Genomic DNA, 12533 nt, shown 5'->3' on the forward strand with positions numbered 1-12533 from the left:
GATGAACAGTAGCATCGTCCGGCGGGCGGGAGGGATTGGCGTGGAAGATCTGGAATCGGCCACGTAAAAAAAGCGCCGCGAAAGCGCGGCGCAGGTGGGTTAGCTTACGATCTCAAGGACCTGCTCCGGCGGGCGGCCAATACGCGCCTGGCCGCGGCTGACGACGATAGGGCGTTCAATGAGCTTAGGATTGTCGACCATCGCCTGAATCAGCGCCGCGTCGCTAAGCGCCTGGTCGGCAAGATTGAGCGATTTGTACAGATCCTCCTTCTGGCGCATGAGCTCGCGGGGGCTCTCCATACCCAGCAGCTGCAGCAGCTCACGCAGCGTATCGGCATCCGGCGGTGTGTCGAGATAAAGCACCACCTGTGGATCGATGCCGCGGCTCTGCAGCAGGCTCAGCGTTTCGCGGCTCTTCGAGCAGCGTGGGTTATGGTAAATTGTTACCGCGTCGGTCATGGGGTCTCCTTACATTTTTTGATAGGGGCGGAAGCGGGCCTGCAGATCGCGTAGCTGGTCGATACGGGCATCGTAACGCGCCTGCTGCAGGCTACCAAGTTTCACCTGCGAGCTGGCGCTGCTGAGCAGGGAAATCGCCTGTTCCAGCTGACCGACGAGCGCCATGCTTTCTGCCCGCGCCGCCAGCTCCTGGTCGCGATTGCCCAGCGCACCTTCCGCCTGGGCCAGCAGATCCCAGCCGTTGCCATCCTCTTTATTGGTAAAGGTATACCGGTTCAGAATGGTCGCCGCTTCCCCGGGCTGTCCACCCTGCAGTAAGGCGTTGGCCAGGTTCAGCTGCAGTACCGGATTGGTGCGCAGCTCGCGGGCGTTTTTAAGGCGATTGATGGCGTCGCTGGTTTTCTTCTGCCCGAGGTCGATATCCGTGGCCAGGTCGAGATACCAGGCATTTTGCGGGTCGGCGCTGAGCAGCGGCTGCAGCGTTTTGCGTGCCTGGTCAAAGTTGTTGCTTTCCATCGCCAGCAGAGCGCGACCATACTGGGCGGCATGCTGTTGGCGAATATTGCCCTTATCCCAGGCGTTCAGCAGATCGGTGCCCAGCTTGTTGTCGCCGTTGGTGTACATCCCGAGGGTACGCGCCTTCGCCAGATAGAAGTCCGCTGAGGACTGTACCACCACCGGGCGCATCTGGTTGGCGCGGTTACGGGCATCGGCCAGTCGGCTTTCCGGCAGGGGGTGGGTGAGCAGCATTTCCGGCGGTCGCGTCGAGTAGCGCGACTCGTCAAGCAGTTTACCCATAAACATCGGCATAGCCTGTGGGTCGAATCCCGAGCGTTGCAGAACCTGAATGCCAATCCGGTCGGCCTCTTCTTCGTTCTGGCGGGTGAAGCTGATCATGCCCTGTTGGGTACCGGCCAGCGTCCCGGTCAGCGCCGCCATCCCGGCCTGCGGGCTGGCCATCGCCAGCAGAATCGAACCCAGGGCACCGACCCAGGTGAGCGGCGCATTGCGCTTCTGATCTTCCATCGCGCGGGCGAGATGCCGCTGCGTAACGTGGGAGATTTCGTGCGCCATGACAGAGGCCAGTTCGCTCTCATTATCAGAGTAGCGGAACAGGGCGGAGTGGAGGACCACGTTGCCGCCAAAGAAGGCGAAGGCGTTGATTTGGTCGTTATTAATCAAATAGAAATGGAACGGGGTGCGCACTGAGTTGGCGTGTGCCACCAGACGCATGCCCAGCCCGTTGATATATTGTACCAGCAGGGGATCGTTAATCAGCGGCGCACTGCCGCGCAGCTGGCGCACATAGTAATCCCCCATCTGCATTTCCTGACCAATCGACAGCGTGCTTCCTGCAGAGGTCCCCATGTCCGGCAGCGTATCTGCGGAGTCAGCAAAAGCAGGGCCTATCGAACCCAGCGTCAGCGAGGCGATGACGGTCGCCACCAGCGTTTTCTTCAACTGCCTGAACATAACCTCTGTCCTGTAATGTGGGTGTGCCAGTTTGACCGATTGTGCGACGCAATGTTCCCTGGCCGCATCCCAGCGAGTTTAGCTGGCGTTGGCCGCCTTGAAAATATGATCTTCACGGCGGAGAACGGTTTGTCTGCGGCGCATCAAAAAGCGAAGTCTTTTTTGTGACATTTCGATACAATTCCCCGGATTGTCGCCGCTTGGCCCTTCAGGGAAGGTTTTATGCTTGAGATGTTAATGCAGTGGTACCGCCGTCGATTCAGCGACCCTGAGGCGATAGCGCTGCTGGTTATTTTGCTTGCCGGTTTCGGCATCATGTTCTTTTTCAGCGGTCTGTTAGCGCCGTTACTGGTGGCTATCGTACTGGCCTATCTGCTGGAGTGGCCGACGGTTCGTCTGGAACGGATTGGCCTGTCGCGCACCTGGGCGACCTCGCTGGTGCTGATCCTCTTTGTGGGCATCCTGCTATTGCTGGCCTTTGTGGTGATGCCGGTGGCCTGGCAGCAGGGGATCTATCTCATCCGCGATATGCCGGGTATGCTCAACAAACTCTCTGATTTTGCCGCTACGCTGCCGCGGCGCTATCCGGCGTTAATGGATGCCGGCATCATCGATGCGATGGCGGAAAATATGCGCAATCGGATGTTGACGGTGGGCGACTCGGTAGTGAAGTACTCTCTGGCCTCGCTGGTGGGGCTGCTTACCCTGGCGGTCTATTTGGTGCTGGTGCCGCTGATGGTCTTCTTCCTGTTGAAGGATAAAGAGCAGATGCTCAACGCGGTGCGCCGCGTACTGCCGCGTAATCGTGGCCTTGCCGGGCAGGTCTGGAAGGAGATGAATCAGCAGATCACCAACTACATTCGCGGCAAGGTGCTGGAGATGATTGTTGTCAGCGTCGCCACCTGGATCGGCTTTATTCTCTTTGGCCTCAACTACTCGCTGCTGCTGGCGGTGCTGGTGGGCTTCTCGGTGCTGATCCCCTATATCGGCGCGTTTGTGGTGACCATTCCGGTGGTGGGGGTGGCGCTGTTTCAGTTTGGCGCTGGCACTGAGTTCTGGAGCCTGTTCGCGGTCTATCTGATTATTCAGGGGCTGGACGGCAACCTGCTGGTCCCGGTGCTGTTCTCGGAAGCGGTCAATTTACACCCGCTGGTGATTATCCTGTCGGTGGTGATCTTTGGCGGGTTGTGGGGGTTCTGGGGCGTCTTCTTCGCCATTCCGCTGGCCACGCTGATTAAAGCGGTAGTGCATGCCTGGCCGGATGGCCTGGTGGTTGACGACGACTGACGTGTTCGGGATAAAAAAGACGCCGGGTGAGGATCTCCTCCCCCGGCGTCTTGCTCTGCATCAGGCGTTTTCTTTCAGCCAGTTCAGCACCACGTCGTGGTGATTGCTGGTCTTGAAGTCATCAAAGACGTGTTCGATTTTGCCATCGGCATCGACGAGGAAACTAATACGGTGAATACCGTCGTAGGTTTTCCCCATGAAGGATTTTTCGCCCCAGACGCCAAACTGCTCGCAAACCTGATGGTTTTCATCAGACAGCAGCGTGAAGTTCAGCAGCTCTTTCTCGGCGAAACGGGAGAGCTTTTCCGGTTTATCGGTGCTGATGCCCAGCACTTCTACACCGGCTTTCTTCAGGTCGTCCATATTATCACGCAAGCCGCACGCCTGGACGGTGCAGCCCGGGGTCATGGCTTTCGGGTAAAAATAAACCAGGACACGTTGTCCCTGGAAGTCGGTTAAATTTACTTCCTCGCCGTCCTGGTCCGGTAAGCTAAATTTCGGTGCGATATCACCGGCTTTCAGTGGGGTCATGGGTTAAACTCCATCCTGTTCATCATGCTGTGAATAATTAACGATGTTAATACTGCCTTGTGCGTTCAGTTCTGTACATAGGGCTTTGAACGCTTGTTCGATATTTGCTGCATTTTGCGTCGCAGGACTGTGGGCAGTTATCTGGATAAAAAGCTGCGCGGAATCGCCGTCTCCCGGCTGAGTGCGGGACACCAGTTCCGCAATATTCATATTCCAGGTATCGCACAGGGCAGTGAAGCGCTCGATGATATGCGGTGAGTCCGGCACCTCAACCTGGACCCAAACGGTGTTTGGCATGGCCTGCGGCGGGCGCGCAGTGGTGCGTTTCATCACGATCAACAATTCCAGCTCCGCACCTTTCAGCGGCAGGGTTGATTCGATCAGGTTAATCGCATTCCACGACCCGGAAAGCAGCATGATAAACGTAAACTCATCACCGAGCATGGCCAGCCGGCTGTCTTCGATATTACAACCGCAGCTGCTGACGTGGCGAGTGATCGTATTCACGATGCCGGGACGGTCAGCCCCCAGGGCGGTAATAACCAGATAGTGTTGTAATGAGGCTGTCAAACCTGTTCTTCCTTTAAAAAGGTGAGGTAACATTAGGAAAGCATAAAAAAAACCGCCATACAACATCCCTGATGGCGTCGGGTCTCTTGCTTTTATTGCAGCTCCAAACGTAACATTGAGAATCTTGTCGCACTTCTGCTCTGAGGATGGCCCATGTTCACGGGAAGTATTGTAGCGCTTGTCACGCCGATGGATGAAAACGGTAATGTCTGCCGGACAAGCCTGAAAAAACTGATTGATTACCATGTCGCCAACGGAACCTCGGCGATCGTTTCGGTAGGGACTACCGGTGAATCCGCAACGCTGAGCCATGAAGAGCATGGCGACGTAGTGATGATGACGCTGGAACTGGCCGACGGGCGTATTCCAGTTATCGCTGGCACGGGAGCCAATGCAACCGCAGAGGCGATTAGCCTGACCAAACGTTTTAACGACAGCGGTGTTGTCGGCTGCCTGACGGTCACTCCTTATTATAACCGCCCGACCCAGGAAGGCCTGTTCCAGCACTTTAAAGCTATCGCTGAACATACTGACCTGCCGCAAATTCTGTATAATGTGCCGTCCCGTACCGGTTGCGATATGCTGCCGGAAACCGTTGGCCGTCTGGCGGAAATTAAAAATATTGTCGGTATTAAGGAAGCTACAGGGAACTTAAGTCGCGTTCACCAGATCAAAGAGCTGGTTTCAGACGACTTTATTCTGCTGAGCGGTGACGATGCGACCGGTATGGACTTCATGCAGCTCGGCGGCGTGGGCGTGATTTCCGTCACCGCCAACGTGGCGGCGCGCGAAATGGCCGACATGTGCCGTCTGGCGCTGGCGGGTCAATTTGCCGAAGCGCGTGCGATTAATCAGCGTCTGATGCCACTGCATACAAAATTATTTGTCGAACCCAATCCTATCCCGGTGAAATGGGGATGCAAGGCGTTGGGTCTTGTGGCGACCGATACGCTGCGCTTGCCGATGACGCCCATCACCGACCATGGTCGTGAAGCCGTCACCGCCGCGCTGAAGCATGCCGGTTTGCTGTAAAGTTTAGGGAGATTTGATGGCTTACTCAGTACAGAAGTCGCGCCTGGCGAAGGTTGCGGGTGTTTCGCTGGTTCTACTCCTCGCGGCCTGTAGTTCCGACTCGCGCTATAAGCGTCAGGTGAGCGGTGATGAGGCCTATTTACAGGCGTCACCGTTGAGCGAACTTCACGCGCCGGCGGGGATGATCCTGCCGATTCAGGTGGGCGATTACAACATTCCGGTGGCCAACAGCACCGGCGCGGTGGGCAAAGCGCTGGACATTCGCCCGCCGGCGCAGCCGCTGGCGTTGGTCAGCGGTGCGCGGACCCAGTTTAATGGCGATACCGCGACGCTGATGGTTGAGAACGGCCGCAGCGGCTCGCTGTGGGCGCAGGTCACCAGTATCCTTCAGTCGAAGAACTACGTTATCGCGAAACGCGATGATGCGAGCCAGACGCTGAACACCGACTGGGTTGAGTGGAACCGCCTTGATGAAGATCAGCAGTATCGCGGTCGTTATCAAATCTCCGTCAAACCGCAGGGCTATCAGCAAGCGGTGGTCGTTAAGCTGGTGAATCTGGAGCAGGCGGGTAAACCGGTTGCCGATCCGGCGTCACTGCAGCGCTACAGCACCGCCATGCTGAACGTCATTTCTGAAGGCCTTGATGCGAGCGCCACCAGCGCCCAGAACGCGGCCCAGCGCAGTGCTGGCGCCACCTTCGACGTGCAGAGCGCTGCCGATGACACCGGCCTGCCGATGCTTGTCGTTCGCGCGCCGTTTAACATGGTGTGGCAACGTCTGCCGGGCGCCCTCGAAAAAGTGGGAATGAAAGTGACCGACAGCACGCGCTCTCAGGGCAGCATGGCGCTGACCTACAAGCCGCTGTCTGACAGCAGCTGGCAGGAGCTGGGCGCACGTGACCCGCAGCTGGCCTCCGGTGACTACAAACTGCAGGTCGGTGACCTCGATAACCGCAGTAGCCTGCAGTTCATCGACCCGAAAGGTCACACTCTGACGCAGTCGCAAAATGACGCCCTGGTAGCCGTATTCCAGGCCGCATTTAACAAGTAATCAAAAGGGCTGGAGCAATCCGGCCCTTTTAATATATAGTGACGCAAACGTGTGCGTATACACATCATCCTTCAAATTGCCTCTTTGTTGGCCGCCTTCGTTCACCCCAGTCACTTACTTTTGTAAGCTCCTGGGGATTCGCTCAGTTGCCGCCTCGATGCACTTTGAATGATTTTGTGTATAGGTGGAAACGTATTTTTAGGCTCAATATCACTGGAGTAGTGAAAGATGAAAAAGCAAGCTGAGTTGTATCGTGGTAAGGCGAAGACAGTATACAGCACCGATAATCCGGACCTGCTGGTACTGGAATTCCGTAACGATACGTCAGCAGGTGATGGCGCGCGCATCGAGCAGTTCGATCGTAAAGGCATGGTGAATAACAAGTTCAACCATTTCATTATGAGCAAACTGGCAGAAGCGGGCATCCCTACCCAGATGGAAGCGCTGCTTTCCGATACCGAATGTCTGGTGAAAAAACTGGATATGGTGCCGGTAGAGTGCGTGGTGCGTAACCGTGCGGCAGGCTCGCTGGTAAAACGTTTAGGCATTGAAGAAGGTATCGAGCTGAACCCGCCGCTGTTCGACCTGTTCCTGAAAAACGATGCTATGCACGATCCGATGGTCAACGACTCCTACTGCGAAACCTTCGGCTGGGTGAGCAAAGAGAATCTGGCGCGGATGCGCGAGCTGACCTACAAAGCCAACGACGTGCTGAAAAAGCTGTTCGATGACGCCGGTCTGATTCTGGTGGACTTTAAGCTGGAGTTTGGTCTGTTCAAAGGCGAAGTGGTGCTGGGCGACGAGTTTTCGCCGGACGGCAGCCGTCTGTGGGATAAAAACACCCTCGATAAAATGGACAAAGACCGCTTCCGCCAGAGCCTTGGCGGCCTGATCGAAGCCTACGAAGAAGTGGCTCACCGCCTGGGCGTTAAGCTCGACTAACCCGCCCGCCGCCAGAAGATGGCCTCATCTTCTGGCGTCTCTTGCTGTTTCCTGTGGTAATCCTGCGCTGAACCGCCTACGATCTCTGCTATTGATACATAACAGGGAATGAGGTGCTTATGCGCTGGCAAGGGCGTCGCGAAAGCGACAATGTTGAAGATCGACGTGGTCAATCAGGCTCGCCGTTTGGCGGCAGCGGGGGCGGCGGTTTCCGTCTGCCGAGCGGGAAGGGCGGCATTGTACTGCTGATTATTGTGCTGGTGGCGGGCTACTACGGCGTGGATTTGACCGGCATGCTGACCGGGGAGCCGATGCCGCAGCAGCAGACCTCCACGCAGCGCTCCATCAGTCCGAAAGACGATGAAGCGGCGAAGTTTACTTCCGTCATTCTGGCCACCACCGAAGATACCTGGGGACCGATCTTTGAAAAGATGGGCCGCCAGTACCCCCAGCCAAAACTGGTGCTCTACCGCGGCGCGACCCGTACCGGCTGCGGCACCGGTCAGTCGGTGATGGGGCCGTTCTACTGTCCTGCCGACAGCACGGTCTATATCGACCTGTCCTTCTACGATGAGATGAAAAATAAACTGGGCGCCGACGGCGACTTTGCTCAGGGGTACGTCATTGCTCATGAGGTGGGCCACCACGTGCAAAAACTGCTGGGCATTGAGCCGAAAGTTCGCCAGCAACAGCAGCATGCCACCGAGGCCGAAGCCAACCGTCTGTCGGTGAAGATGGAGCTGCAGGCGGACTGCTTCGCCGGCGTCTGGGGCCATAATATGCAGCAGCAGGATATTCTGGAAACCGGCGATCTGCAGGAGGCGCTGAACGCTGCCGAAGCCATCGGCGACGACCGTCTGCAGCAGCAGAGCCAGGGGCGCGTGGTACCGGACAGCTTTACCCACGGCACGTCAAAACAGCGCTACACCTGGTTCAAACGCGGTTTCGACAGCGGCGATCCGGCGCAGTGCAATACCTTCGGCAGCGCGCTGTAATCGCCACCGATGATGGACGCGCTGCTTGACCTCACCGCGCAGATGGCGCGGGAGGGGATCCGTCGCCTGCTGGTGCTCAGCGGCGATGAGGCCTGGACGCTGCAGCAGGCGCAGGCGCTACGGGAGCGGCTCGGCGGCGATGGTCTGTGGGTAGGCTCCGATCCGGTTTCTGCGCCCTGCGTGGCGCCTGGCGCCCTGAAGACGCTGCTGGGGCGGGAAGTGATGCACGCCTTTTTCGATGCCCGGCGCGGGTGTGACGTGGCGGCCCTGGCGGCCCTGAGCGGTACGCTGCGGGCGGGAAGCTGGCTGGTGCTGCTGACGCCCCCCTTCGCCGACTGGCCGACCCGGGCGGATGAGGACTCCCTGCGCTGGAGCGATACTCCCGACCCTATCGTTACCCCCAACTTTGTTCACCGCTGCTGCCGGCAGTTTATCGCCGATCCGGAGGTGCTGCTCTGGCAGCAGTCGGACCGGCCGCGCTTCCCGCTGGCCGCCCCCCGCCCTGACTGGCATCCCGCCGATGGCCACCCCCAGGCCGAGCAGGCGCTAATCCTTGAGCAACTGTTGCGGCTGCCGCCCGGTATCGCGGCGGTGACGGCAGAGCGCGGGCGAGGGAAATCCGCTCTCGCGGGCATGCTGCTGCGCCAGCTTGGGGGCGAGGCCATCGTCACCGCCCCAACGCGTAGCGCCGTCGAGGTGCTGGCGAGCTTTGCCGGCGAGGCGTTCCGCTTTATGGCGCCCGATGCGCTGTTGGCGTCGCAAGAAACGGCGGCCTGGCTGATTGTCGATGAGGCCGCGTCGATCCCGGCTCCGCTTCTCCGGCAGCTGGTGAGCCGTTTTCCCCGCACGCTACTCACCACGACGGTGCAGGGTTATGAAGGCACCGGTCGCGGATTCCTGCTGAAATTTTGCGCCAGCCTGCCCCGTCTGCAGTCATTCAGCCTGAGCGCCCCGATCCGCTGGGCGGCGGGCTGTCCGCTGGAGTCAGCCATCCGTCAGTTGCTGATCTTTAACGATGAGGCATTTCGCGACGCGCCGACGGGGGAGGTGGTGCTGGAAGCGGTTAATCAGTCCTGCTGGCAATCGCAGCCAGCGCTACCGGAGGCGATGTACCAGCTATTGTCCGGGGCGCACTACCGGACTTCCCCGCTCGATCTGCGGCGCATGATGGATGCCCCCGGCCAGGCTTTTCGCTGCGCTCGCGCCAGCGGCGCGGTGGCGGGCGCGCTATGGCTGGTGGCCGAGGGGGGACTTTCTCCCGAACTTAGCCGGGCGGTGTGGGCAGGGTTTCGCCGGCCGCGCGGGAATCTGGTCGCCCAGTCGCTGGCGGCGCATGGCGGCAGTCCCCTGGCGGCGACGCTGTCCGGGCTGCGGGTCAGTCGGATCGCTGTCCATCCTGCCCGTCAGCGCGATGGTCTCGGGCAGAAGATGATCGCCAGTATCGCCGCCGATGCCGCAGGCTATGACTATCTGTCCGTCAGCTTCGGCTATACCCCTGAGCTGTGGCGCTTCTGGCAACGCTGCGGGTTTATCCTCGTGCGGCTGGGAACCCATCGCGAGGCCAGCAGCGGCTGCTATACCGCGATGGCTCTGTTCCCGCTGACTGCGGCGGGGCACCAGCTCGCGCAGCGGGAGACGCAGCGGCTGCTGCGGGATGAATATTGGCTTCGCCCGTGGCGGGACGAATCCGCGCCGCTGCCGGCCGTCGCAGACGCTATGCTTAGTGATGAGGACTGGCTGGAAGCGGCGAGCTTTGCTTTCGCCCATCGCCCGCTGGCCGCGGCGCTGGGCTGCCTCAACCGCCTGCTGATGCAGGCCGACATGCCGTTGCCGGCTCTGCGCGGACGTCTGCAGGGGGAAGAGGAAGCCGCGCTGTGTGCTGCGCTGCGGCTGACGGGGCGTAAAGCCCTGCTGGCGAGATGGCGTGTTGAGGCCGCTGACGCCTTGCGCTTCCTCGATGCAGCGCGTGCTGAGGCGCTGCGTCAGCAGGTGGCGCATCTGCAATTATTTTAACTAACTCATTCAGTTAAATGACATGGTCATATCTGGCGAGCGGCGTAAACTGCCCGCATACACTAAGGAGACAGCCATGAAACACGATCATTTTATTGTTCAAAGCCCTGCGACGCCTGCGCAACAGCTGTTGCTGCTGTTTCATGGTGTGGGTGATAACCCGGTCTCTATGGGGCAAATCGGCAGCTGGTTCGCGCCGCAGTTTCCCGATGCGCTAATTGTCAGCATCGGCGGGGTCGAACCTTGCGGTCCCAACGGTCGGCAGTGGTTTTCGGTGCAGGGAGTGACGGAAGAGAATCGTCAGCAGCGCATCGATGCCATTATGCCGACCTTCATTGACATTGTGCGCTACTGGCAGGAGAAAAGCGGCGTCAGTCCACTGGCCACCGCGCTGATCGGTTTCTCTCAGGGGGCGATTATGTCGCTGGAGAGTATCAAAGCGGCGCCAGATCTGGCTTCAAGAGTGATCGCCTTTAATGGCCGCTACGCGACGCTGCCGATGACGGCAACGACGGCCACCACCATTCATCTGATCCACGGGGGGGAAGATCGGGTTATCGACCTGGCGTGGGCGGTGTCGGCTCAGGAGGCATTACAGCAGGCGGGCGGCGACGTGACCTTAGATATTGTTGACGATCTGGGGCATGCCATTGACGATCGCAGCATGCAGTTTGCCATCGAGCGTCTGCGTTATACCGTGCCGAAGCACTATTTTGATGAGGCGCTGAGCGGCAGTACGCCAAAAGGGGACGATATCATCGAAATGCTGTAACCCCGGCGGACGGGGTTACAGGCGGGCAGTACCGCGATAAAGGCAAACTTACGGTTTCTTCGACTGGTCGTGCTTCGGCCAGTCGTCGTCATCGTCCCATTTATCGTTAAAATCGCGGTGCGGCGGCAGATCGGGTTTGTTGTTAAGGAATTTTTTGTGGTCAACGCGGTTCAGATCTTTGATCACGTTGATAATCACCCCCACCAAAAAGACCAGAACCAGAATCCACCAGTGTTTAATAAGCCATTCCATGCGCGCTTCCTCTTTACGTCAATTCGTCAGGCGACCAGCTGTTCCATTACGCGTTGATACATCCGTGCCAGCAGCTGCAGGTCGGCGGCGTTCACACATTCATTAATTTTGTGAATGGTTGCGTTCACGGGGCCCAACTCAACCACCTGCGCCCCCATGCGGGCGATAAACCGACCGTCAGAGGTGCCGCCGTTGGTCAACAGCTGCGGTTTGATCTCATTATAGTGCTCAATTGCGCTCACCACCGCATCCACCAGTTTACCGCGCCCGGTGAGGAACGGCTGGCCGGAGAGCCACCACTCCACGCTGTAACGCAGCTGGTATTTTTCCAGCAGGGAGACCACGCGGGCTTTGATCATCTCGTCCGTCAGTTCCGTACTGAAGCGGAAGTTGAACTGGACGAACATATCGCCGGGGATCACGTTGTTGCTGCCGGTACCGGACTGTACGTTGGCGATCTGCATGCTGGTTGGCGGGAAAAATTCATTGCCTTTATCCCACTCGATATTGACCAGCTCCGCCAGCATCGGCGCCGCGCGATGGACAGGGTTATCGGCAAGGTGCGGATAGGCAACATGGCCCTGCACGCCGTGAATGGTCAGGTTGCAGGTCAGCGAGCCGCGGCGGCCGTTTTTCACCACATCGCCGACCACCTCGGTACTGGAGGGTTCGCCGACCAGACAGTAGTCCAGACGTTCGTTACGCGCCATCAGAGTTTCCACCACTTTGACGGTGCCGTTTTTGGCGCTGGCCTCTTCATCTGAGGTGATCAAGAACGCCAGTCTGCCGCGATGATTCGGGTACTGCGCGACAAAACGTTCCGCCGCCACCACCATCGCCGCCAGCGAGCCTTTCATATCAGCTGCGCCGCGGCCGAACAGCATGCCGTCGCGGATGGTCGGTTCGAACGGGGGGTTGATCCAGCGGTCGGCGTCGCCTGCCGGGACCACGTCGGTGTGGCCGGCGAAGGCCAGCGTCTCGCCGTGGCCGCGCCAGGCCCAGAAATTCTGTGTATCGCCGAAATCCATCGGTTCAACGGTAAAGCCGATCGCACGCAGGCGTTCAATCATTAACGCCTGGCATCCCGCATCATCGGGGCTAAGGGAAGGGCGGCGAATAAGCTGCTGAGCCAGCTCAATGACCGGGCAAGACATAG

General features: G+C 58.9%; 14 protein-coding genes. 8 read left to right on the forward strand and 6 right to left on the reverse strand.

The window, feature by feature from the left end:
* Window positions 1-99: 99 nt before the first annotated feature.
* Both arsC and bepA read right to left on the reverse strand, forming a co-directional pair.
* Window positions 100-459 (reverse strand): arsenate reductase (glutaredoxin), encoded by a 360-nt coding sequence (gene arsC / locus SP68_RS06550; protein WP_008803830.1) that lies wholly within the window; start codon window positions 457-459, stop codon window positions 100-102.
* Window positions 460-468: 9 nt separating this feature from the next.
* Window positions 469-1932 (reverse strand): beta-barrel assembly-enhancing protease, encoded by a 1464-nt coding sequence (gene bepA / locus SP68_RS06555; RefSeq protein ID WP_008803831.1) that lies wholly within the window; start codon window positions 1930-1932, stop codon window positions 469-471.
* 51 nt (window positions 1933-1983) lie between these two features.
* Between bepA and SP68_RS28195 the strand changes: the two genes are divergently transcribed.
* Complete coding sequence (locus SP68_RS28195) at window positions 1984-2100, forward strand: hypothetical protein (RefSeq protein ID WP_012540910.1); 117 nt, start codon at window positions 1984-1986, stop codon at window positions 2098-2100.
* A 54-nt stretch (window positions 2101-2154) separates the two neighbouring features.
* Complete coding sequence (locus SP68_RS06560) at window positions 2155-3219, forward strand: AI-2E family transporter (protein WP_012540911.1); 1065 nt, start codon at window positions 2155-2157, stop codon at window positions 3217-3219.
* A 60-nt stretch (window positions 3220-3279) separates the two neighbouring features.
* Here the strand turns inward: SP68_RS06560 and bcp are convergent, their stop codons facing one another.
* Window positions 3280-3750 (reverse strand): thioredoxin-dependent thiol peroxidase, encoded by a 471-nt coding sequence (gene bcp, locus SP68_RS06565; RefSeq protein ID WP_008803833.1) that lies wholly within the window; start codon window positions 3748-3750, stop codon window positions 3280-3282.
* Window positions 3751-3753: 3 nt separating this feature from the next.
* Entirely contained in the window at window positions 3754-4320 is a 567-nt protein-coding gene (locus SP68_RS06570) for a glycine cleavage system transcriptional repressor (protein ID WP_002913804.1), read from the reverse strand.
* Between the two features lie 153 nt (window positions 4321-4473).
* Between SP68_RS06570 and dapA the strand changes: the two genes are divergently transcribed.
* From dapA to ypfH, 6 genes are all read left to right on the forward strand, one after another.
* Window positions 4474-5352 carry a 4-hydroxy-tetrahydrodipicolinate synthase gene (gene dapA / locus SP68_RS06575; protein ID WP_002913803.1) on the forward strand — a complete coding sequence of 293 codons (879 nt, stop codon included), beginning with the start codon at window positions 4474-4476 and terminating at the stop codon, window positions 5350-5352.
* A gap of 16 nt (window positions 5353-5368) precedes the next feature.
* Window positions 5369-6403, forward strand: coding sequence for an outer membrane protein assembly factor BamC (gene bamC, locus SP68_RS06580; RefSeq protein WP_008803834.1), 1035 nt, complete (start codon window positions 5369-5371; stop codon window positions 6401-6403).
* A gap of 228 nt (window positions 6404-6631) precedes the next feature.
* A complete protein-coding gene (gene purC, locus SP68_RS06585) occupies window positions 6632-7345 on the forward strand; it encodes a phosphoribosylaminoimidazolesuccinocarboxamide synthase (protein ID WP_002913801.1) in 714 nt (237 codons plus the stop codon).
* A 119-nt stretch (window positions 7346-7464) separates the two neighbouring features.
* Complete coding sequence (gene ypfJ, locus SP68_RS06590; RefSeq protein ID WP_012540912.1) at window positions 7465-8340, forward strand: KPN_02809 family neutral zinc metallopeptidase; 876 nt, start codon at window positions 7465-7467, stop codon at window positions 8338-8340.
* Between the two features lie 9 nt (window positions 8341-8349).
* A complete protein-coding gene (locus tag SP68_RS06595; protein WP_022064635.1) occupies window positions 8350-10353 on the forward strand; it encodes a tRNA(Met) cytidine acetyltransferase TmcA in 2004 nt (667 codons plus the stop codon).
* A gap of 76 nt (window positions 10354-10429) precedes the next feature.
* The gene (gene ypfH, locus SP68_RS06600; RefSeq protein WP_008803836.1) at window positions 10430-11125 is read left to right on the forward strand and encodes an esterase; all 696 of its coding nucleotides are present in this window, start codon (window positions 10430-10432) and stop codon (window positions 11123-11125) included.
* A gap of 48 nt (window positions 11126-11173) precedes the next feature.
* On the opposite strand, the gene SP68_RS06605 is transcribed toward ypfH, so the two are convergent.
* On the reverse strand, window positions 11174-11377 hold the full coding sequence (locus tag SP68_RS06605) for a YpfN family protein (RefSeq protein WP_002913768.1): 204 nt from the start codon (window positions 11375-11377) through the stop codon (window positions 11174-11176).
* A gap of 26 nt (window positions 11378-11403) precedes the next feature.
* Window positions 11404-12531: a succinyl-diaminopimelate desuccinylase gene (dapE, locus tag SP68_RS06610; RefSeq protein ID WP_012540914.1), complete on the reverse strand. Its 1128-nt coding sequence runs from the start codon at window positions 12529-12531 to the stop codon at window positions 11404-11406.
* Window positions 12532-12533: the final 2 nt, after the last annotated feature.

The sequence above is a fragment of the Klebsiella variicola genome (genome assembly GCF_000828055.2).
GTDB lineage: Bacteria > Pseudomonadota > Gammaproteobacteria > Enterobacterales > Enterobacteriaceae > Klebsiella > Klebsiella variicola.